The 21,481-nt window shown below is 71.8% G+C and carries 19 protein-coding genes and 1 pseudogene; 8 read left to right on the forward strand and 12 right to left on the reverse strand.

What is annotated here, in order from left to right; translation table 11 throughout:
- Positions 1-33: 33 nt before the first annotated feature.
- The 6 genes and pseudogenes from ACFY5B_RS09960 to ACFY5B_RS09985 form a co-directional block, all read right to left on the reverse strand.
- Positions 34-1,035 carry a proline racemase family protein gene (locus ACFY5B_RS09960; protein ID WP_389967186.1) on the reverse strand — a complete coding sequence of 334 codons (1,002 nt, stop codon included), beginning with the start codon at positions 1,033-1,035 and terminating at the stop codon, positions 34-36.
- A 5-nt stretch (positions 1,036-1,040) separates the two neighbouring features.
- Entirely contained in the window at positions 1,041-1,931 is an 891-nt protein-coding gene (locus ACFY5B_RS09965) for a dihydrodipicolinate synthase family protein (protein WP_389967188.1), read from the reverse strand.
- Entirely contained in the window at positions 1,928-3,292 is a 1,365-nt protein-coding gene (locus ACFY5B_RS09970) for an FAD-dependent oxidoreductase (protein ID WP_389967191.1), read from the reverse strand. The genes ACFY5B_RS09965 and ACFY5B_RS09970 overlap by 4 nt, the downstream gene beginning before the upstream one ends.
- Positions 3,293-3,545: 253 nt before the next feature.
- A pseudogene (locus ACFY5B_RS09975) lies at positions 3,546-3,842 on the reverse strand ((2Fe-2S)-binding protein); the annotation flags it as partial.
- Entirely contained in the window at positions 3,839-4,993 is a 1,155-nt protein-coding gene (locus ACFY5B_RS09980) for an NAD(P)/FAD-dependent oxidoreductase (protein ID WP_389967194.1), read from the reverse strand. The gene ACFY5B_RS09980 and the pseudogene ACFY5B_RS09975, both read right to left, overlap by 4 nt.
- A 70-nt stretch (positions 4,994-5,063) precedes the next feature.
- On the reverse strand, positions 5,064-5,723 hold the full coding sequence (locus ACFY5B_RS09985) for a hypothetical protein (protein WP_389967197.1): 660 nt from the start codon (positions 5,721-5,723) through the stop codon (positions 5,064-5,066).
- Between the two features lie 238 nt (positions 5,724-5,961).
- Between ACFY5B_RS09985 and ACFY5B_RS09990 the strand changes: the two genes are divergently transcribed.
- From ACFY5B_RS09990 to ACFY5B_RS10000, 3 genes are all read left to right on the forward strand, one after another.
- Positions 5,962-6,621 carry a helix-turn-helix transcriptional regulator gene (locus ACFY5B_RS09990; RefSeq protein ID WP_104781073.1) on the forward strand — a complete coding sequence of 220 codons (660 nt, stop codon included), beginning with the start codon at positions 5,962-5,964 and terminating at the stop codon, positions 6,619-6,621.
- Between the two features lie 32 nt (positions 6,622-6,653).
- Complete coding sequence (locus ACFY5B_RS09995; protein WP_389967719.1) at positions 6,654-7,184, forward strand: toxin-antitoxin system, toxin component; 531 nt, start codon at positions 6,654-6,656, stop codon at positions 7,182-7,184.
- A gap of 177 nt (positions 7,185-7,361) precedes the next feature.
- On the forward strand, positions 7,362-7,586 hold the full coding sequence (locus tag ACFY5B_RS10000) for a hypothetical protein (RefSeq protein ID WP_389967200.1): 225 nt from the start codon (positions 7,362-7,364) through the stop codon (positions 7,584-7,586).
- 36 nt (positions 7,587-7,622) lie between these two features.
- Here the strand turns inward: ACFY5B_RS10000 and ACFY5B_RS10005 are convergent, their stop codons facing one another.
- Together ACFY5B_RS10005 and ACFY5B_RS10010 are read right to left on the reverse strand one after the other, a co-directional pair.
- A complete protein-coding gene (locus ACFY5B_RS10005) occupies positions 7,623-8,282 on the reverse strand; it encodes a 4'-phosphopantetheinyl transferase (protein WP_389967203.1) in 660 nt (219 codons plus the stop codon).
- Positions 8,279-9,139, reverse strand: a complete 861-nt coding sequence (locus tag ACFY5B_RS10010; protein WP_389967206.1) for a metallophosphoesterase family protein — start codon at positions 9,137-9,139, stop codon at positions 8,279-8,281. The genes ACFY5B_RS10005 and ACFY5B_RS10010 overlap by 4 nt, the downstream gene beginning before the upstream one ends.
- Positions 9,140-9,396: 257 nt before the next feature.
- Here ACFY5B_RS10010 and ACFY5B_RS10015 point away from each other — a divergent pair, with 257 nt between their 5' ends.
- The gene (locus ACFY5B_RS10015; RefSeq protein WP_389967209.1) at positions 9,397-10,533 is read left to right on the forward strand and encodes an ATP-grasp domain-containing protein; all 1,137 of its coding nucleotides are present in this window, start codon (positions 9,397-9,399) and stop codon (positions 10,531-10,533) included.
- 65 nt (positions 10,534-10,598) lie between these two features.
- Here the strand turns inward: ACFY5B_RS10015 and ACFY5B_RS10020 are convergent, their stop codons facing one another.
- From ACFY5B_RS10020 to ACFY5B_RS10035, 4 genes are all read right to left on the reverse strand, one after another.
- Entirely contained in the window at positions 10,599-11,849 is a 1,251-nt protein-coding gene (locus ACFY5B_RS10020; RefSeq protein ID WP_389967212.1) for an alpha-L-fucosidase, read from the reverse strand.
- Between the two features lie 4 nt (positions 11,850-11,853).
- Positions 11,854-14,895: an alpha-mannosidase gene (locus ACFY5B_RS10025; protein WP_389967215.1), complete on the reverse strand. Its 3,042-nt coding sequence runs from the start codon at positions 14,893-14,895 to the stop codon at positions 11,854-11,856.
- Between the two features lie 71 nt (positions 14,896-14,966).
- Complete coding sequence (locus ACFY5B_RS10030) at positions 14,967-16,307, reverse strand: 6-phospho-beta-glucosidase (RefSeq protein ID WP_389967218.1); 1,341 nt, start codon at positions 16,305-16,307, stop codon at positions 14,967-14,969.
- Positions 16,304-17,068 carry a DeoR/GlpR family DNA-binding transcription regulator gene (locus ACFY5B_RS10035; RefSeq protein WP_389967721.1) on the reverse strand — a complete coding sequence of 255 codons (765 nt, stop codon included), beginning with the start codon at positions 17,066-17,068 and terminating at the stop codon, positions 16,304-16,306. The genes ACFY5B_RS10030 and ACFY5B_RS10035 overlap by 4 nt, the downstream gene beginning before the upstream one ends.
- Before the next feature lie 149 nt (positions 17,069-17,217).
- On the opposite strand from ACFY5B_RS10035, the gene ACFY5B_RS10040 reads away from it, so the two are divergent.
- The 4 genes from ACFY5B_RS10040 to ACFY5B_RS10055 all read left to right on the forward strand — a co-directional run bounded on the left by ACFY5B_RS10040 (position 17,218) and on the right by ACFY5B_RS10055 (position 21,449).
- On the forward strand, positions 17,218-18,270 hold the full coding sequence (locus tag ACFY5B_RS10040; protein ID WP_389967221.1) for a carbohydrate kinase family protein: 1,053 nt from the start codon (positions 17,218-17,220) through the stop codon (positions 18,268-18,270).
- A gap of 47 nt (positions 18,271-18,317) precedes the next feature.
- A complete protein-coding gene (locus ACFY5B_RS10045; protein ID WP_389967224.1) occupies positions 18,318-19,595 on the forward strand; it encodes an ABC transporter substrate-binding protein in 1,278 nt (425 codons plus the stop codon).
- A 124-nt stretch (positions 19,596-19,719) separates the two neighbouring features.
- The gene (locus tag ACFY5B_RS10050) at positions 19,720-20,604 is read left to right on the forward strand and encodes a carbohydrate ABC transporter permease (RefSeq protein WP_389967723.1); all 885 of its coding nucleotides are present in this window, start codon (positions 19,720-19,722) and stop codon (positions 20,602-20,604) included.
- Entirely contained in the window at positions 20,601-21,449 is an 849-nt protein-coding gene (locus ACFY5B_RS10055) for a carbohydrate ABC transporter permease (RefSeq protein WP_033307638.1), read from the forward strand. The genes ACFY5B_RS10050 and ACFY5B_RS10055 overlap by 4 nt, the downstream gene beginning before the upstream one ends.
- The last annotated feature ends 32 nt before the right edge of the window (positions 21,450-21,481 follow it).

A 21,481-nucleotide genomic window follows, 5' to 3' on the forward strand; every position in this document is an offset into this window, starting at 1 on the left:
GTCGGGGTTCCTCTCGGTGCGCTTGCGGGGTGCCTACAGGACGAACCCCGCCGGGAACGGGTCCGCGGGGTCGAGCAGGTACTGGGCGGTGCCGGTGATCCAGGCGCGGCCGGTGAAGCTGGGCAGCACGGCCGGGCGGCCGGCGACCTCGGTCGTGCCGAGCAGTCTGCCGGTGAAGCGGGTGCCGATGAAGGACTCGTTCACGAACTCGGTGTGCAGCGGGAGTTCGCCGCGCGCGTGCAGCTGGGCCATGCGGGCACTGGTGCCGGTGCCGCAGGGCGAGCGGTCGAACCAGCCGGGGTGGATGGCCATGGCATGCCGGGAGTGGCGGGCGGTCGAGCCCGGGGCGGCCAGGTAGACGTGGTGGAGGCCTCGGATGGAGGGGTCCTCGGGGTGGACGGGCGGGTCCTCGGCGTTGACGGCGGCCATGAGGGACAGGCCCGCGGCGAGGATCTCGTCCTTGCGGGACCGGTCGAAGGGCAGCCCGAACTGCTCCAACGGCAGGATGGCGTAGAAGTTGCCGCCGAACGCGAGGTCGTACGTCACCGTCCGGCCGTCGGCGAGGACGGCCTTGCGGTCGAGGCCGACGGCGAAGGAGGGGACGTTCCGCAGGGTGACCGCCCGGGCGGCGCCGTCCTCGACCGCCACCTCGGCGACGACGGGGCCCGCCGGGGTGTCGAGCCGGATGGTGGTGACCGGCTCGACGACCTCGACCATGCCGGTCTCGACCAGCACGGTCGCCACGCCGATGGTGCCGTGCCCGCACATCGGCAGATAGCCGGAGACCTCGATGTAGACGACACCCCAGTCGCAGTCGGGCCGGGTCGGCGGCTGGAGGATCGCTCCGCTCATGGCGGAGTGGCCGCGGGGCTCGTTCATCAGCAACTGCTTGATGTCGTCGCGGTGTTCGCGGAACCACAGCCGTCGCTCGTTCATGGTGGCACCAGGGATGGTGCCGATGCCGCCGGTGATCACGCGGGTCGGCATGCCCTCGGTGTGCGAGTCGACGGCGTGCAGGACGAGTGCGCTGCGCATGGTCCTCAGCTCATTCCGGCCGCGACGGCCTTCTCGGTGGCGGCTCGGACGGCGGTCTCCTGTTCGGGCGGCAGCGGCACCCGCGGCGGGCGGCAGGGGCCGCCGTGGCGGCCGACGAGGTCCATGGACAGCTTGATGGCCTGGACGAACTCCACCCGCGAGTCCCAGCGCAGCAGCGGGTGCAGTTGCCGGTACAGGGGCAGGGCGGTGTCCAGGTCGCCGCCGACGGCGGCCCGGTACAGCTCGACCGAGGACCGGGGCAGCGCGTTCGGGTAGCCCGCCACCCAGCCCTTGGCGCCCGCGACGGCCAGCTCCAGCAGGACGTCGTCCGCGCCGATCAACAGGTCCAGCTCGGGGGCGAGTTCGGCGATCCGGTAGGCCCGGCGGACATCGCCCGAGAACTCCTTGACGCCCTGGATGTGCCCCTCGCCGTGCAGCCGGGCGAGCAGCTCGGGCACGAGGTCGACCTTGGTGTCGATCGGGTTGTTGTACGCGACGACCGGCAGGCCCGCCCGGGCGACCTCGGCGTAGTGGGCGAGGACGGCACGCTCGTCGGCGCGGTAGGCGTTCGGGGGCAGCAGCATCACCGCGCGACAGCCGGCCTCGCCCGCCTGCTCGGCCCAGCGGCGGGACTCGGCGGACCCGTAGGCGGCGACGCCGGGCATCACGCGCTCCCCGCCGATCGCGGCGACTGCCGTCTCGACGACCCGGGCCCGCTCCTCGGGCGTGAGCACCTGGTACTCGCCGAGGGAGCCGTTCGGTACGACGCCGTCGCATCCGTTGTCGACCAGCCAGGCGCAGTGCTCGGCGTACCGGTCGTGGTTCACCGAGAGGTCGTCGTTCAGCGGAAGCGCGGTGGCGACGAGGACGCCGCGCCAGGGGCGGTGTTCGGTCATGACGGTCCCTCCTGGGGGTGTTGCCGGGCGAGGACGCCGAGCGGCACGGGACGGGCGAACGGGCGTTTGGCCGGGGTGGGTGCGCAGCCTGCGAGAGCGGCGATCGCGGTGCCGCACATCCGGCCCTGGCACCAGCCCATCCCGGCCCGGCTGAGCAGCTTCACGGTGCGTTCGTCGCCCGCCCCGAGGTCCAGGGCCTCGCGCACGGACCCCGCGGTGACCTCCTCGCAGCGGCAGATCACGGTGTCGTCGGTGATCTGCTCGGGCCAGTGCGCGGGGGGTGCGTAGGCGGAGTCGAGGGCGGCGGCGGATCGTTTGAGCTTGGTACGGGCCTTGAGTGCGGCGGGCGCCGGGCCGGGGGCGGTGCCGCGCAGGTGGGCGGCGGCGGAGCAGCCGGCGATGTGCCCCTCCGCGAGGGCGAGGGCGGCACCGCCGATGCCGGTGGCCTCGCCGGCCGCCCACACGCCGGGGACGTCCGTGCGCTGCTCGGGGTCGACGGCCACGGTGAGCCCGTCGAGACGGCAACCGAGGCTCTCGGCGAGGTCGGCGTGCGGGAGCATGCCGTGGCCGGCGGCGAGGGTGTCGCACGGCAGGTGCCGCTCGGTGCCGGGCCGGACACGGCCCTCGGCGTCGAGGGCGGCGACCGTGACGCCGGTCAGCCGGTCGTCGCCGTGGGCGCGGACGACGGTGCTGCGGGTGAGGACCGGGACGCGGTGGCGCAGCAGCCGGGCGGCGTGTCCGGCACCCTCGGGGAGCTTGCCGGCCAGGGCCGGGGCGTGACGGGCGAGGCGCCCGGGGGCGGCCGACTCGACGAGTGCGGCGACGTCGACGCCGGCTGCGGCGAGTCCGGTGGCCACGGGCAGCAGCAGCGGTCCGGTCCCGGCCACGACGGCTCGACGCCCGGGCACGACCAGTCCGCCCTTGAGCATGGCCTGGGCTCCCCCGGCCGTGACGACGCCCGGGAGGGTCCAGCCGGGGAAGGGCAGCACCTGCTCGTAGCCGCCGGTGGCCAGGAGCACGGTGCGGGTGTGCACCTCGGCGGGCTCCTCCTGGTCCGGCCCGAGCAGGGCGTGCACGGTGAAGCTCTCGGGGGTCCGCTCCACACACCACACGTGGTGTTCCGTCAGGACGCGCACGGTACTGGCGGCGATGCCGTCCCGCAGCCGCTCCCAGGTCCGCCACCGGTGGTGCAGCGCCTCGGGCCGCGCGGCGCCGAGTCCTGCGGCGGGCTGCCGGTAGAACTGCCCGCCGGGCTGCGCCGCGGCGTCGACGAGCGCGACCCGTACGCCGCGCGCGGAGGCGGCCAGGGCGGCGGCGAGTCCGGCCGGTCCCGCGCCGATCACGGCGAGGTCAGTCCACATGCCGCACCTCCGCCTGCCCGGTCCCGCCCGGCGTGCCGCTCACACCCCCGTGGAGGCCGGCCCCGCCCGGCGAGCCCGCGTGACCCGTGCCGCCCCGCATGCCGATCGCGTCCCCGCGGTGACCGGCCCCGTCCCGCGTGCCGCTCACATCCCCCTGGAGGCCGGCCCCGCCCGGCGAGCCCACGTGACCCGTGCCGCCCCGCATGCCGATCGCGTCCCCGCGGTGACCGGCCCCGTCCCGCGTGCCGCTCACATCCCCGTGGCCCGTTCCCTCCTGCGTGCCGATCGCGTCCCCCGGCTGTACCGGCACCAGGCAGGCGCGTTGGTTGGGGCGTTCGTTGACCGTCACCAGGCAGTCGAAGCAGACGCCGATCCCGCAGAACACCCCGCGCGGACGGCCCCCGCCGCGCGTGGCACGCCAGGACGTGACGCCCGCCGCCCACAGCACGGCGGCGACGGTCTGCCCGGGCAGGGCCCGCATCTGCCGGCCGTCGAACGTGACCGTGAAGGCGGGGCCCGGTCCGGCCTCCGCCCGTTCCAGTGGGTTCACTCGGCCTCCTCGGTGAAGCGGTCGGGCCGGAACGGGCCGAGATCCAGGTCGGGCGTCCGTCCGGTCAGCACCTGGGCGATCAGATGCCCGGTGCCGGTGGCGAGTCCGATGCCCGCGCCCTCGTGCCCGCAGGCGTGGAAGAGCCCGGGCGCCCTCGGGTCGGCGCCGATCGCGGGCAGATGGTCCGGCAGATACGGCCGGAAGCCGGCGTAGGTCCGCATCGCCCGCACTCCGGCCAGGAAGGGGAAGAGCCCGGTCGCCCCGGCCGCCAGCGCGCGCAGCGCCGGGAGCGACAACGACCGGTCGAAGCCGACCCGTTCGCGGCTGGCGCCGATGAGGACCGGTCCGGCCGGGGTGCCCTCGACCACGGGGGAGGTCTGCAGCGCCGCCGAGTCGCTGGCGACGTCGGCCACGTAGTCGGCGGCGTACACCTTGTGCCGGATGCGCGGCGGCAGCGGCTCGGTGACCAGGACGAACCCCCGCCGTGGCAGCACCGGCAGGGACACTCCGGCGCGGGCCGCAACCTCGCCGCCCCAGGTGCCGGCCGCGTTGACGACCGCGGGGGCGTGGAGGTCGCCGCGGTCGGTCCGTGCGCCGCGCACCGCACCGTCGGGGCCGCGCAGGACTCCGGTCACCTCCCGGCCGGTGAGCACCCGGGCCTTCGAGGCGCGCAGCAGGTGCGCCGCCGCGAGGGCGGGCATCACCTGGGCGTCCTGCGGGTAGTGCACGCCGCCCGCGAGGCCGGGGGTCAGACACGGCTCAAGGCCGGTGAGCCGGTCGGGCGGCACCGGGACCGCCTCGACCCCGGCCGCGCGCTGCTCCGCCGCGAGTTTCTCCAGCCCGGCCAGGGCCCGGTCCGTGCGGGCGACGACCACACCGCCCTTGGCCTCGTACTCGACGGCGCTGCCCAGCCCCTCCCGGGCCAGGTCGGCCCACAACCGGGTGGACAGCAGGGCCAGTTCGAGCTCGGGTCCCGGTTCCTTGTCGGAGACGAGGAGGTTTCCCTCCCCCGCTCCGGTCGTGCCGCCGGCCACCGGGCCCCGGTCCACCACGACGGTGTCCAGGCCCGCGCGGGCCGCGTACAAAGCGACGGCGGCGCCGACCACTCCGGCTCCGACCACCACGACATCGCAGGTCAGCGACTCGCTCACGCCAGTACTATGTCACACACCACAGGGTCCGGGAAGGGTGCCGGCAAGGTGGGCGGACACCCGGTGACGGTCAGTCGGCCGCGGGGACGACCCTCAGGTGGGAGGCGGTACGGCGGGTGCGGCGCTCCCGGGACGCGGAGCGGCGGGTCTCGCGCAGGACGAACGTGACCCGGGCGCAGCCCAGCTCCTCCAGCGTCCTGGACGTCTCCACGACGACCCGGCACTCCGTGGCACCCCGGTGCGGGTCCGGGTGCACCAGGGGTCGGACGGCTCCGTCCTGCTCGACGGCGCCCTCGCCGACCGCGCGGATCCAGTGCGGCAGGCCATGCCGGTAGGCGGCCTCCATGATCGGGTCCTGGGCGATGTCGCGCCGGACGGCCTGCAGCCCGTGGTCGGGGCCGTGACTCTCCACGGTCCGTGCGAAGTGCGCGAGCATCGGCAGGCACCAGCTCGCCTCGTGATCGCCGAGCACCGTGGGGGCGTCGGGGTGGAAGAGGACGAACCTGAGGAAGTTGTCGCCCGGCATCGCCGTCGGGTGCGGTCCGATCTCACGGAAAAGTGACCGGAAGGCGCCGTTGGTGAGCACCACGTCCCAGCAGTGGTCGACGACGAGCGCGGGGAAGGAGACACCCTCCAGGAGCCCGGCGTAGTCCTCCAGGTAGGCCTGGGCCTCGGGAGTATCGGGGAGGGGCCGCGGTGCCGGCCGCTGCCCTCCTGCCTGATGTGCCATCGGGAGGTCACCCCTCTTGCCTGTGCGGCCTTGACGCGGCGCCCCGATCCTGCTGCCCCGGGCTGAGGCGTGTCAACTATCGTGGCATTCCATGTCTGTTGACGGCTGAAATTGGCCACAGTTGTGGCGAGACCTGGATGTGAGTTCGAACCACCGGCTACGCTCCGGGAAGTTCACGCCGGGGTAGGTCACGGCATCCACTTGTGAGAAGCCTGTGAGATACGTAGGAGATCTGTCGGTGACGGGTGGCTTCGTCGAAGGTCCGGGCGTCACGCCGACGGCCGTGCTGCCGGCTGTCGTCTCCCGTGTCGGCGCGCTCGCCGACCGGCTCGGCGTGCCGCACGCCGAGGTCTTCGACATCGGCCGGCTGTCCGTCGCCTCCGGCGTCCCGGAGCCGGTGGTGAAGGCCCTGCTGTGCGGCAGACCCGCGGGCGAGCCCGATGTGCAGGCCCGGTTCCTGCAGCGGCTGGACCTGCTGCGCCGGACCCGGCTCAAGCCCAACGGCCGCAAGTACACGCAGCAGGAGATCGCCGACGGCGCCGGCATGTCCCGCCAGCAGGCCGGGGCTCTCATCAACGGCGACCGACGGCCGACCATGGAGCACTGCGACGCCCTCCAGCGGTTCTTCCGGGTGCACGCCGGTTTCTTGACGGCCGAGGACCCCGAGGCGCTCGTGAGCGCCCTCCAGCACACCGAGCAGGATCTGCTGCAGAAGCTCGCCGACCGTGAGCGGCAGGCGGCCGCGGCACAGGACGACCCGCTGGAGCGGCTGCTGCAGGACCACGGCGTGCGCGGCATCGCCTGGCGGGCCGCGCAACTGCCCACCGACCAGCACCGCGACAAGGTCGCGGAGTGGCTGGACATGCTCCTGGAGAGCGTCAAGCGGCCCGAGTCGTGACCGTGGGGAGAACTGTGGGCATCGGTAAGGAAATGCGCCGTCTGTGCGGCGAGCTGGTCGCGGAGCTGACCCTCCCCGCGCCGGCTCGGCCCGAGGAGCTGTACACCGCCCTGTGCGACGGCATGAGCAGACGCCGCGGCCGCCCCGTGCGCTTCCGCACGGCCGCGTTCCCGCCCGGGACGGCCAGCGGGCTCTGGCTGGACATGGCCGAGCAGGACCTCGTCGTGATCGAGGAACGCACCGCTCCCGAGCACCAGTTGGTGATCCTGGGCCATGAGCTGTGGCACATGAAGGCGGGGCACTGCTCCCACCACGTCGAGGGCGCGGCCGTCGCGGCCAGGCTGCTCGACGACGGGGCCGACCTCCAGGCGACCGTGCTGAAGGTCGCCGCGCGCACCCGCTTCGACCTCGACGACGAGCGGGAGGCTGAGAGCTTCGGGCTGCTGCTCGCCAGCAAGTGCCGGGCGTGGCTGGCCGGTTCCTCCTCGCGGGGGCCGGTGCAGCGGGACCATCTGGCGGGGCGGATCGAGGCGTCGCTGGGGTACCGCGGACCGCAGGGCTGACGGACCGCACCGCGCAGGCGACGTGGGGCGTCCGCCTCCGCCGAGCGGGCGAACCGGATGGCGACGGGACCGGATTGTCAGTGGCGGGCGGCAAGCTGGAGGTGCGCCACCGCTGTGCGGGGCGTACGCGCCGCGAGGGCGCGGGACCGACGACGCCGACACGGGGAGAACCGACCGATGCCCACCGCCGTTCTGACCGATCGTGAACGCACCGCCGTCCAGGCCTATCTGCGGCTGCTGCACACCGTCCGGGCCGCCTTCGACCTGGAGGGCAGCCCGCCGCTCGTCCCGCCCGCGGTGCTCGCCGAGGCGGAGCAGGCCCTGGAGCGTGCCGGACTGACCGGCAACGAGGAGGCGTTCTTCCGCCTCCTGGAGAACTGGTGTCCGGAGCCCCGCCCCTGACCGGAAGTGCCACCGGGCGGGTGCCGGGGCGCGGGGTCAGGTGTGCGGTACGGCGATCGCCGTCGCGATCAGGCCCCGTCCCGCCGTCCAGCGGCCGTCGAAGTGGCCGAGGCGGCGGTGGCCCACCCATGGCCCGGGGACGAGCAGCTCCGCACGGAAGGTGCCGTCGGCGGTGAGCTCGATGTCGGCCTCCATGAAGTCCAGCCACTTCCCGGTGAGGGGGAACCACGCCTTGTAGACGGCCTCCTTCGCGCTGAACAGCAGCCGGTCCCAGTGCACGTCGGGGCGTTCGGCCGCGAGCCGTCGCAGCCGGTCGGCCTCGGCCGGCAGGGACACGGACGGCAGGACACCCTCGGGCAGCGGGCCGTGGACCTCGGCGTCGATACCCAGCGACGCCAGGTCCGTGGCGCGAACGAGCGCGGCGGCGCAGTAGCCGTCGCAGTGGGTCATGCTGCCGGTCAGCCCCGCCGGCCAGCCGGGGGCACCGCGTTCCCCGGGCAGGATCGGCTGAGGCTCGACGCCGAGCTTCTCCATGGCTCTGCGGGCGCAGGAGCGCACGACGGTGAACTCCCTGCGCCGCTTGTCGACAGCCCGTGTCAGGAGGGCCGCCTCCTCGGGGTACAGCGGGGCGTCCGCGTCGTCGTACCCGTACGCCTCGACGCTGACCACCGTCTCCGGCAGCAGTTCCTCGATCACCGCTGTTCGCCCTCCCCCGGCAGGATCCGCCGCAGCCGCCCCGGCGGCCGGGACCGCTTGCTCCACTCGCGTGGATAGCCCACCGACACCTCCTCGAAGCGCACGCCCTCGTGGAAGGTGGTGCGGGGGATGTGCAGATGGCCGTAGACCATGGTGTGCACGCGGAATCTGCGGTGCCAGTCGGCTGTCAGGTCCGTGCCGCACCACAGGGCGAACTCGGGGTGCCACAGCACGTCCATCGGGTGCCGGTGCAGCGGGTAGTGGTTGACCGGGATCACCGGCAGGTCGCCGGGCAGTTCGGCGAGTCGGCGTTCGGTCTCGGCGACCCGGGCCCGGCACCAGGCCTCCCGGCTCGGATACGGGTCGGGGTGCAGCAGGTACTCGTCGGTGCAGACGATGCCGGTGCCCTGCGCGTACTCCAGGCCCTGCTCCTTGGTGGTGCAGCCGGCCGGCAGGAACGAGTAGTCGTACAGCAGGAACAGCGGGGCGACGGCCACCGGGCCGCCGGGGCCCTCCCAGACGGGGTAGGGGTCCTCCGGTGTGGTCACGCCCAGTTCACGGCACATGTCGACCAGGTACTCGTACCGGGCGACGCCGCGCAGGGTGACGGCGTCGCTCGGGTGGGTCCACAGCTCGTGGTTGCCGGGCACCCAGACGACCTTGCGGAAGCGGCCCGCGAGTGTCTTCAGGGTCCAGCGGATGTCCACCACGGTCTCCGCGACGTCCCCGGCGACGAGCAGCCAGTCGTCGTCCGTCCCGGGCCGCATGTCCTCGACCAGGGCGCGGTTCTCCGGGTAACCGATGTGCAGATCGCTGATGGCCAGCAGTTGTGCGGCACCACCGGCCGTCGACGTCACCTCTCGCCCCCCTCAGCGCACCCGGACGTCACCAAGAGATCACATCCGTCCGACCGGGACAAGAGCGGCCCGAGGGCAGCGGCGGGAGAATTCCTTCACACGCGCGTTGCACGAGGTGGCCCGCCGAAGCCGTATGATCTGGCCCAACACCACCGCTACGAACTTCCCTTTCACAGGGGCGGTTTGGTGTCCCTCCCTATCTCCTGCCCGGGCACGGGCTGCTCAGCCCTGCCCGCGAACCGTGAAAGGCGGCCTGCATGGTCTCTCGCGTACGCGTCTGGCTCAACCGCACGTACGCGGAGAACGTGTTCTTCATGGATCAGCTGCGGAGGAATCCCAGCGACCGGGCGGTCGAGATCCATGCCACGCACGGCGACCCCGACTCGCCGGTGCTGGCCGCCGCCGACACCGCCGAGCTGGAGCCCGAGAACCTCTCCCCCGCCGGGTACGTCGAGTACGCGCTGGACCAGTGCGCGCGGCGGGGCATCGACGTGTTCGTGCCCCGGCTGCACCAGTCGGCGATCGTGGCGCACCGCGCCGAGTTCGAGGCGGCCGGTACGGCGGTGCTGGCGCCGCCGCCCGAGGCCGTGGCCGTCTTCCACGACAAGGTGATCGCCTACGAGGCGGTCCAGGCGATCGGTGTGCCGGTGCCGCCGTGGTATCGGGTCCGTTCGGAGGGTGAACTCGTCGCGGCGGTCGATGAGTTGGAGGCGGGCGGGCACAAGGCGTGCTTCAAGCCGGCGTCCGGGGCCGGCGGGGTGGGCTTCCGCGTGATCACGCGCACGCCCTTCTCGCTGGTGCATCTGAGCGGGTTCCCCAGCCCGTACGTGCCGCTCGACCTGGTGCGGGAGGCGTTGCGGCAGGGTGAGGAGCCGGTGGACTGGCTGGTGATGCCGCGGCTGGAGCAGCCCGAGGTGTCGGTCGACTGCCTGACCGGCCCGGACGACCGGGTCCGGCTGGCGGTGGGCCGCACCAAGAACGGCCGCCGCCGGGGCTTCACCCTGCACGAGCAGTGGCTGGACCCGGCCCGGCGGATCGCCGAGGGCTTCGGTCTGCACTACCTGTCCAACATCCAGTTCCGGATGTTCGGCGACCGGCCGGTGCTCATGGACGTCAACACGCGCCCGGCCGGCGGACTGCACCAGCTGTCCCAGTGCGGGGTCAACGTCCCCTGGGCCGCCGTGCAGCTGGCGCTCGGCGAGGACCCGGGCGACATGGTCCCGCCGTTCCTGGGCCAGGACTACACGGTGGTGTCGGGGCCGCGTCCGCTGCGACCGGTGTCGCTGCCGCAGCAGCGGCCCGAGGCGACGGATCCGCTCCCCGCGGTGCCCGCGCCCGCCGCGGCCGAGCAGGCCGGCTCCGTCGGGACGGCGGCTCAAGCACTTCCCCTCTGAGGCGTCTTCGCCCTGGCCGAGCGCCTCGCGCCACACCGGGCTGCCGACGTAGGGGTGCGAGGGGGTCAGAAGCGGCCTCCGCCCCGGTACAGCTCCAGTTCTCCTTCCAGTTCGACGGCCAGCACCGTGGCGTGCGGGTCGAGGTCCGCCGCTGTGGGGGGTTCGATCCAGAGGATGCCGGGTGTCTCGTGGAGTCCGCCGGTGACGCTTTGGGACAGTTCGGTGCCGGTGCCCAGGACCGAGACGCGGCGGACCTTGCCGAGCAGACCCCGGACGTTGATCTCGGCGCGCGGGGCGTCGAAGAGGGTCAGGTAGAGGGTGCGGCGGTCCTTGGAGAGGGTGCTCGGGCCGTAGTGGTGCCCGGGCGGGAGTCCTCGGACGGTGCCGTACACCGCTTCGGCGTGCCGGGCGATCCAGTCGCCGAGCCCTTCCAGCCGCTGTGCCTGCTCGTCCGTGATCGTGCCGTCCTCCCGCGGGCCGACGCTGAGGAGCAGGTTGCCTCCGCCGCCGATGGTCTCGGTGAAGTAGCGGATCAGCTGGTCGACGGACTTGTGGTGGTGGTCGTGGTGCTGGTGGCCCCAGGAGTCGTTGATCGTGAGGCACAGCTCCCAGGGGCCCTCCGGCGGGATGACGGGGGCGCCCTGCTCGGGGGTGGCGTAGTCGCCCTCGCTCAGCATGCGGGCGTTGAAGACGACGTCCGGTACCTCGGAGCGGATGAGGGCGGCCAGTTCGGGGATGCGCCACTGCTCCTCGCTGCGGTCCCACTCGCCGTCGAACCACATCAGGTCGGGACGGTAGCGGCTGGTGAGTTCGCGGATCTGGCCGTCGCGGTAGGCGAGGAACCTCTCCCAGGCGTCCAGGTCCTCGAACTCGGCGGCGACCTCGGAGTAGCGGTTGTCCTCCAAATCCGGCGGGCGGCCCGGCTTGCGGGTGGAGGCGTAGTCGGGGTGGTTCCAGTCGGAGTGGGAGTAGTAGAGGCCGACCTTGAGGCCCTGCTCGCGCAGGGCCTCGGCGTAGCCGCCGATCAGGTCACGGCCCACGTTCAGGTCGCCGTACGCGGTGTCCCACAGGGCGACTCCGTCGTGGTGGCGGCTGGTCAGGACGGCGTACCGGGCGCCGGCCCGCGCGAAGAGCCTCGCCCAGTCGCGCGGGTCGTAGCGGGCGGCCGTGAACCGGTCGAGCTGGGACATGTACCGGTCGTGCGGGACGATGTCGTCGTAGAACGACCAGGACTCCTGGACGCCGTCGACAGCGTAGATGCCCCAGTGCACGAAGATGCCGAGCTTGGCGTCCTCGAACCACGGCTGCACGGCCATGGGGTCAGCCCCTTCGCAGGCGCAGGGTGAGGATCTGGAAGGGCCGCAGCGTGAGGGCGACGGCCCCGTCGGTGATCTCCGCGTCCTCCAGCGGGCGTTCCAGCAGGTCGGTGATCTGGGCGCCGGCCAGCGGGAACCCGGTGCGCAGGGTGCCGGTGGCGCGGCCGCCGCGGGACTCGTAGAGCCGTACGACGACATCGCCGGACGCGTCGTCGGCGAGCTTGACCGCCTCCACGGTCACGCCCTCGCCCTCCGCGGAGACGACCGGTTCGGGTGCGCCCGCCGCGTCGGCCACCCGCAGCGGCAGGTTCAGGGAGTAGCCCTCGGCGACGGCGTCCTCGATGGTCGCGCCGGGCAGCAGCGCGTAGGTGAAGCGGTGGCGGCCCTGGTCGGCCTCGGGGTCCGGGATGCGCGGGGCGCGGACCAGGCTGAGGCGGACGGTGGTCGTGGTGCCGCCGTCCTCGCGGACCGTGCGGGAGACGTCGTGGCCGTACGTCGAGTCGTTGATGACCGCGACGCCGTAGCCCGGTTCGCCGAGGTGCACCCAGCGGTGGCCGGAGACCTCGAAGCGGGCCGCCTCCCAGGTGGTATTGGTGTGGGTGGGGCGCTGGATGTGGCCGAACTGGATCTCGGCGGAGGAGTGCGGGGCGCGGATGTCGACGGGGAAGGCCGCCTTGAGGATCTTCTCCGTCTCGTGCCAGTCGATGTCCGTCTCGATGTCGATGCGGGGGCTGCCGGCGCGGACGGTGATCGTCTGGGTGATCGTGGACCCCTTGCCGAAGGCCCGCTCGACGCGGATCGCGCCGATCAGCGGGTCCTCCTCGACGACCGTGACGGACGACGCGTCCAGGAGGTCCGTGTAGCGGTTCTTGTAGTGCTTGTCGATGTCCCAGGCGTCCCAGTAGTTGGGCAGGTCGGTGTGCAGGCGGAGCAGGTTGCCGGGCTCGGCGAGGACCTCGCGGCCGGCGCGCAGGTCGCGGACGGACGACAGGGTGCCGTCCCCGGCGACCTCCACACGGACCAGTCCGTTGTCGAGGACCAGGCCGTCCACCGTGACCGGCTTCGGGGGCGCTGCGTCGGCGAGGGGCGCGGAGCCGCTCGCGGGTACCTCCACGTACACCGGCGCGCCGTCGGCGGCGCGGACCACTTCGGCGCGGTCGTAGGGGCTGGTGTTGAAGACGCGGGTCCCGCCGGTGCCCAGCGCGGCCACCGCCTCGGCGGTCAGCGCGTGCAGTTCCCGGGCGACGCGGGCGTACTCGGCCTCGGCCTCGCGGTGCACCCAGGCGATGGAGGAGCCGGGCAGGATGTCGTGGAACTGGTGCAGCAGCACCGTCTTCCACAGCCGGTCCAGCTTCTCGTGCGGGTAGCTGTAGCCCGGCGCGTGCAGCGCGGCCGTGGTCGCCCAGAGCTCGGCCTCGCGCAGGAGGTGCTCGGAGCGGCGGTTGCCCTGCTTGGTGCGGGCCTGGGAGGTGTAGGTGGCGCGGTGCAGCTCCAGGTAGAGCTCGCCGACCCACACGGGTGCGTCCGGGTACTCCTCGCGGGCCTTGGCGAAGAACTCGTCGGGGTGCTCGACGACGACCTTGGCGGAGCCCTCCAGGTCGGCCAGCCGGCGGGCCCGTTCCATGATCTCGCGGGTGGGGCCACCACCGCCGTCGCCCCAGCCGAAGGGGGCCAGGGAACGGGAGGCGCCACCCTTCTCCGCGTAGTTGCGGACCGCGCGGGACATCTCCACGCCGCTGAAGCGAGCGTTGTAGGTGTCGACCGGCGGAAAGTGGGTGAAGATGCGGGTGCCGTCGATGCCCTCCCACCAGAAGGTGTGGTGGGGGAACCTGTTCGTCTGGTTCCAGGAGATCTTCTGGGTGAGGAACCACTCGTTACCGGCGAGCTTGGCGATCTGCGGGTAGGCCGCGTTGTAGCCGAAGGAGTCGGGCAGCCACACGCCCTTGGTCTCGATGCCGAAGTGGTCCATGAAGAACCGCTTGCCGTGGATGAACTGGCGGGCGACGGCCTCTCCGCCGGGCAGGTTGCCGTCGGACTCGACCCACATGCCGCCGACCGGCGCCCACTGGCCGTTCTTGACCGACTCCTGGATGCGGGCCCAGACCTTCGGGTAGTTGTCGCGCACCCACTCGTACTGCTGGGCCTGGGAGCAGGCGAAGATGAAGTCGTCGTACTCGTCGGCGAGCGAGGTGACGTTGGAGAAGGTGCGGGACGTCTTGCGCTTGGTCTCGCGGATCGGCCAGAGCCAGGCGGAGTCGATGTGGGCGTGGCCGACGCCGGAGATCGTGTGCGCGCTGGCGTGCGCGGGCTTGGACAGCACCGGCTTGAGCGCCTCCCGGACCGCGGCGGCCGAGCCGGAGACGTCGTCCAGGTCGAGCAGGTCCATGGCCCGGTCGAGGGCGTGCGCGATCTCGTGCCGGCGCGGGTCGTGCTCGCCGAGCTCCAGCATCAGCTCGCGCAGCACCTGCACGTCGAGGTCGAGGTGCCAGACCTCCTCGTCGAGGATCGCGAGGTCGGCGGCGCGGAAGGTGTAGAGGGGCTTGTCGCCCGCGGTGAGCTTGTCGCCGAGCGGGGTGGTCTTCGAGAAGTTGTCCGCGAGGATGTCCGGATTGGAGGCGGCCTCGACGAGGTAGTCAACGCTCTCGCCGCCGCGGGCGGGGTTGGCGATCGCCACGTACTGGTTGAGCGGGTTGACGGCCTTCAGCGGGGTGCCGTCCGTGAGGTGGACGAGGGCCTCGGCCTGGTTGCCGGGCCAGTCGCCGGTGAAGCCGAGGTCGATGACGGCCTCGACGCGCTTGCCGGCCCAGTCGGCGGGCACCTGTCCGCGCATACGGAACCAGGTCGTGCCCCAGGGCGGGCCCCACGGGGTGCCCATCGCGAACGGCTCGTAGGAGGCGGCGGCCGCCTCCTCGAACGGGACCGGCTCCCCCGGGGCCTGCCAGGCCTCCACCTGGAAGGGGACGGTGGCCGCGTAGACGGCGGTCTTGATGCGCTGGTCGTGAAGGCGCTGCACGCGCTCCTCGATGCGGCGGCTTTCGTCGTGCATGGGATGTCTCCAGGAAGCGGGAAGAGCGAGCAGGCGGGAAGCGGTGGGGGAAAGCGCTTACCGATCGGCGTTCACCTAAGGTACGCCAGCCCGGGGTGGACCTCGGTATAGCCCTCGACCAGCCTGTGGGCCACGTTGACGGAGTCGACGAGCGGGTGCAGGGCGAAGGCCTTGACGGCGGTCGTGAGGGAGCCGGAGTCGGCGGCGGCCAGCACCTCGCGCTCGACGGCTTTGACCGCGCAGACCAGGCCCGTGGCGTGGTCGGGCAGCGGGTCGACGGTGACGGGGTGGGCGCCGTTCGCGTCGACGAGGCAGGGGACCTCGATGACGGCGTCGGTGTCGAGAACCGACAGCGTGCGCTGGTTGCGGACGTTGAGGATCAGGGTGGTGCGCTCGTCCCGGGCGATCGCCCGCATCAGGGCGAGGGCCACCTTCTCGTAGCCGCCGGACAGGTCGTCCTCGTCGCGTTCGCCGGCGCCCGCGGTCTCGCGGTTCTCGGCCATGTACGTGGCCTCGCGCTCGGCGCGGGTGCGGTCCCAGACCGTCAGGGCCGGGGCGTGCGGGTTCTTCATCTCGGCGTAGAAGCGGGCCTGCTGGTCGTGCAGGAAGGCGCCGCGGGTCTTCTCGGCCTGCTGGTAGGCGCGGACGGCCTCGCGGTTGAAGTAGTAGTAGTGCAGGTATTCGTTGGGGATCGCGCCCAGGGAGCGCAGCCAGTCGGCGCCGAAGAGCTTGCCCTCCTCGAACGAGCCGAGCAGGTCGGGGTCGGCTAGCAGCCGCGGCAGCTCGTCGCGGCCGGCGACGCGCAGGCCGCGCACCCAGCCCAGGTGGTTGAGGCCGACGTAGTCGATCCACGCCTCCGCCGGATTCTCCACGCCGAGCACCCGGGCGATGCGGCGGCCGAGGCCGACCGGGGAGTCGCAGATGCCGATGACGCGGTCGCCGAGGTGGCGGGACATGGCCTCGGTGACCAGTCCGGCCGGGTTGGTGAAGTTGATGACCCAGGCGTCGGGCGCGAGCCGGGCCACCCGCCGGGCGATGTCGACGGCGACCGGGACCGTGCGCAGGCCGTAGGCGATGCCGCCCGCGCCCACCGTCTCCTGGCCCAGTACGCCCTCGGCCAGGGCCACGCGTTCGTCGTTCGCCCGTCCCTCCAGACCGCCGACGCGGATCGCGGAGAACACGAAGTCGGCGCCGCGGAGTGCCTCGTCGAGGTCGGTGGTGGCGCTCACCTCGGGCGCGTCGGCCACTCCGGCCGCCTGCTCGGCGAGGACACGTGTCACCGCCGACAGCCGTCCGGCGTCCAGGTCGTGCAGGACGACGCGGGTCACCCGGCCCTCGGCGTGGTCCTGGAGGAGCGCCCCGTACACCAGCGGCACGCGGAATCCTCCGCCGCCCAGAATCGTCAGCTTCACGCTTGCACCTTTCCCGCCACGACCACCTCGACGCCCGCCTCCTGGAAGGAGGCTCGCGTCACTGCGTCGACCGGCTCGTTCGTCACCACCGCGTCCAGTTCCTCGGGACCGCAGACCTTCGCCATCCCGTGCCCTGGGAACTTCGCCGCGTCGGCGAGCAGCACCACCTTCTCGCCGGCCTTGATCATGGCCCGCTTGACCGGCACCTCCACGACGGTCGTGTCCATGACCTGCCCGCCGGGCCGTACCCCGCTGGTGCCGAGGAAGAGCCAGTCGGCGTGCAGCTGGCGCAGGTTGTCCTCGGTGAGGAAGCCGACCAGGGAGCGGTACTCGCGGCGGACCATGCCGCCGAGCAGGACCAGCTCGATGCCCTCGTCGTCGGCGAGTTCCTCGTAGACCACCAGGTTGCTGGTGATCACGGTGAGGCGGCGGCCGTGCAGCTGCCGGGCCAGCCGGTAGGCCGTCGTCCCGATGTCCAGCAGCACCGACTGACCGTCCCTGACCATCGCTGCGGCGCGTTCGGCTATGGCGTCCTTCTCGGTGACGCGCACCTCGGCGACCTCGGCGAAGGGCTGGTCGCCCTCCTCCACGACGGCACCGCCGTGCACGCGCGTGAGCAGTCCGTCTTCTTCCAGTTTGACCAGGTCACGCCTGATTGTGGCGGGACTCACTCCCAGTTGCTCCGAGAGGTCGGTCACGGCCGCGGGCCCGCCGGCGCGCAGGGCCCGCAGGATGAGTTGGTGTCGTCGTTCTGCCAGCACGGCGTGCACATTACTCGTCATCTCCAATCATCGCCATGCTTATTTCTGCTCGGGTATTGACCAATCTCGCTGAGCGTCGCACGATTCCGGTCACCGAAATGAAGAGTTTTGACGATCTCCGTCGAAGCCGTGAGCGAGAGGACACAGCCGTGGACGACGACCGGCCCGATGTGCTGCTGACCGGGCTGCTCTTCTACGACCTCGTCCTCACGGGGCTCGGCAGGCCGCCGACGCCGGGCGAGGAGATCTGGACCCGGGGCATGGGCTGCGGCCCGGGCGGCATCGCGAACCTCGCGGTGGCCGCCTCCCGCTTCGGCCTCAGCACCTCCCTGGCCACGGTGTTCGGCGACGACTTCTACGGCGAGCACTGCCGGGACGTCCTGTGCGACCAGGAAGGCGTCGACCTCTCGCTCTCCCGTACGGCGGAGGGCTGGCCGACCCCGGTCACCGTCTCCGTCGCGTACGGTCACGACCGGGCCCTGCTCACCCATGGCCAGGAACCGCCGTACTCGCAGGACGTGCTGATGGGCGACCCGCCCGAGGCGCGGACCGCCCTGGTGCACCTGGAGGCCGAGCCGCGCGAGTGGCTCGCCAAGGCCGCCGCGAACGGCACACAGGTCTACGCCGACGTCGGCTGGGACCCCACACAGCAGTGGCCGACGGCCCTCCTGGAGCAGCTGGCCCTGTGCCACGCCTTCCTCCCGAACGAGACGGAGGCCATGGCCTACACCCGCACGGACAGCGCGGTCGCCGCGCTGGGCACGCTGTCCGAGCTGGTGCCGGTCGCCGTGGTCACCCGGGGCGGGGACGGCGCCGTGGCCGTCGACCAGATCACCGGCGAATACGCGGACGTGCCCGCCCTCGGCGTCGACGTGCTCGACGCTACGGGTGCCGGGGACGTCTTCGGCGCCGCGTTCGTCACCGCCTCGCTCGGCGGCTGGCCACTGGCGCAGCGGCTGCGGTTCGCGGTGCTCGCGGCCGGGCTGTCCGTCACCCGCCACGGCGGGGCCCTCGCGGCCCCCGGCTGGTACGGCGTCGACCGCTGGTGGCACTCCCTGACCGATCCCGAAGTGAAGCGCGGGTACGGCTTCCTGGCCGACCGGCTCCCGGAGAATCCCGGGCCGGCTCTCGCGTACGCGCCCGTCACCCCGCCGGCCCCTCATACGTCCGTCGGCCCACGCGCCTCCGAACGGCGGCACTGACCCTCGAAACCCCTCGGCACGTCGAACAGCAACAGCAGGAGAGACCCGTGGACCTTTCCCGTAGACGCTTCCTCCAGGCCGCCGCGTTCACCGCGGCCGCCTCCGGACTGACCGTGGCCTGCGGCAACGGCTCAGACTCGGCAGGCAGCAAGAACGGCAAGAACCTCACCTTGTGGTACTGGGGAGGCGCGCTCAGCGACAAGGTGGTCGCCGAGGCGAAGACGCACTTCGGCAAGGACGTGAAGCTGACCGCCGCCTCCATCGGCGGCGACTTCAAGCAGAAGCTGACGACCACCCTCGCGGCCGGGACCTCCGTGCCCGACATCACCGGCATCAAGGGCGAGGACATGGCGTCCTTCCTGCCCAACGGGAACCGCTTCCTCGACCTGAACGACCTGGGCTTCAAGGAGATCTCGTCGAAGTACCTGGACTGGAAGACCAAACTCGCCCGGACCGAGGACGGCAGGCAGATCGGCTTCCCGATCGACATCGGCCCCACCGCGCTCTTCTACCGCGCGGACCAGTTCGACAAGGCCGGGCTGCCCACCGACCCCGACAAGGTCGCCGCCGAGGCCGGGACCTGGGAGGACTACTTCGCCCTCGGCGTCGAGCTGCGGAAGAAGCTGCCCGGCACCTACCTGATCAACAACATCAGCTCGGTGTTCAACATGGCGGTCGGGCAGGGCACCGAGCGGTTCATCGACAAGGACAACCGCTTCATCGGCGACCAGGACCACATCCGCGAGGCGTGGACCACGGCGGTGCGCCCCTACACCCTCGGCATAGACGCCAAGATCAACGACAACAGCTGGAACGCCGCCATCGGCAAGAGCCTGACCACCGAACTCGGTGCGGCCTGGCACGCGCTGGACATCGAGCAGGCGGCTCCGAACACCAAGGGCAAGTGGCGGGTCTGCGCGATGCCCGGCGGACCGGCCAACCAGGGCGGCTCCTACCTGGCCCTGCCCAAGCAGTGCCGGAACCCCGAAGAGGCGTTCAAGATCATCAGCTGGATCCTCAGCCCGGAGAACGACGCCCGCGGCTTCGCCGACGCCGCCATCTTCCCCGCCGCGCCCGCCGCGTACTCCATGCCGGCCATGACGGGCGGCGACCCCTTCTTCGGCGGGCAGAAGGTCATCGAAGTGTTCGGCCCGGCCGCCAAGGCCATCCCGGCCAGCTATGAGGCACCCGCCGACGCCGCCGTCATGGCGCCGTACATGACGGGGCTGACCAGCATCGAGGCCAAGGGCAAGAAGCCCGACGACGCCTGGAACGACGCGGTGAGCCAGGCCAGGCAGATCGCTCGGCGACAGGGGGTGAAGTGAGGTGACGTCACCTCCGGTCACCGGTCCCGCCGTGGCGCCCCGGCACCGCGGCGGGCCGGGCCCGGCCCGCTTCCGTCCGCGGCGCACGCCGCCGGCGGGCGCCGTGCGGCCGAGGCGTCGCGGGGTGTTGTCCCACTGGCGGCAGTACCTCGCGATCTCGCCCTTCTTCCTGATCTTCGGCGTCTTCTCGCTCTTCCCGGTCTGCTACTCGCTGTACCTCGCCTTCCAGCGCTGGGACGGCATGGGCACCGTGCAGTTCGTGGGACTGGACCAGTTCCGGTTTCTGTGGGACGACCCGGTCTTCTGGCTGTCGATCCGCAACACCCTGGCGATCTGGGTGCTGTCCACCGTCCCCACCCTGTTCGGCGCCCTGGTGCTGGCGACGCTGCTGCATTCGGTGCGCCGCTTCAAGGGCTTCTACCGCATCGCCCTCTACATACCGAACGTCACCTCGATCGTCGCCGTGTCGATCTTCTTCGGGGCGGTGTTCAGCAACAACTTCGGTCTGGTCAACGCGATCCTGGGCACGTTCGGCATCTCACCCGTGCCGTGGCTGAGCAACCCGTGGCTGATCAAACTGGTCATCGCACTGCTGATGACCTGGATGTGGACCGGCTACAACATGATCATCTATCTGGCCGGCCTCCAGGCCATCCCCACCCAGATCTACGAGGCGGCCAGGCTGGACGGCGCCGGCCCGATCCGCACGTTCTTCCAGATCACCATGCCGATCATGCGGCCCATCATCCTGTTCACGGTGATCATCTCGACCATCAACGGCCTGCAGAGCTTCAGCGAGCCCCAGGTCCTGTTCGGCAGCAACGCCGCCAACCCGAACCTCGGCGGTCCCGGCCAGGCGGGCCTGACCACGCTTCTGTACTTCTACCAGTCGGCCTTCGTCAACAACGACTACGGCTACGGCGCGGCCATCGTGTGGGCCTTCTTCGTACTGATCATGGTGCTGGTCGTCGTCAACTGGCGCGTCGTCCAGCGCGGGAGGAAATCATGACCGCAGTGGTCCCGAGGCGGTCACGGCGTCCCAGGGGCCTGACCGCGCACATCGTCCTCGTCCTGGCAGTCCTGATCTCGGTCTTCCCGTTCGCGTGGACGATCGTCATGGCGACGAACACCACCGAGGACATCTACAAGAGCCCGCCGAAACTGACCTTCGGCTCCCACCTGCTGGAGAACATCCGGCACGTGCTCGACACCATCGACTTCTTCGGGTCGATGCTGAACACGGTCGTCGTCGCGTCCGTCACCACCGTCCTGGTGCTGTTCATCGACTCCCTGGCGGCGTTCGTCTTCGCCAAGTTCGACTTCCCCGGGCGCAAGGTGCTGTTCGCGACGCTGGTCGGCTTCATGATGCTGCCGCTCCAGCTGGCCGTCCTCCCCCAGTTCATCCTCATGTCGGACATCGGCTGGGTCGGCACGCTCAAGGCGCTGATCCTGCCCGCCCTCGCCAACGCCTTCGGCATCTTCTGGCTGCGCCAGTACATAGAGAACGGCGTGCCGGACGAGCTCCTCGACGCCGCGCGCATCGACGGCGCCGGCTTCTTCCGCCAGTACTGGAACATCGTGCTGCCGATGATCAGGCCGGCGCTGTCCTTCCTCGCCATCTACGCCTTCGTCAACGCCTGGAACGACTACATCTGGCCGCTCGTCGTGCTCAACGACCCCGCCCACCTCACCCTCCAGGTGGCGCTGGCCCAGCTCCACGTCGGCCACACCACCGACTACAGCATGGTCATGGCCGGCGTGCTCATGGCGTCCGTGCCGCTGGTCGTGGTCTTCACGATCTTCGCCCGCGGGTTCATCGCGGGCGCCACGGAGGGGGCGGTACAGGGAAGCTGACGCCTTCCGGGCCACGCCCCGCCAGGGCAGCG

Origin of the sequence: Streptomyces sp. NPDC013187 (assembly GCF_042899705.1) — a bacterium.
GTDB classification, from domain to species: Bacteria; Actinomycetota; Actinomycetes; order Streptomycetales; family Streptomycetaceae; genus Streptomyces; species Streptomyces hawaiiensis_A.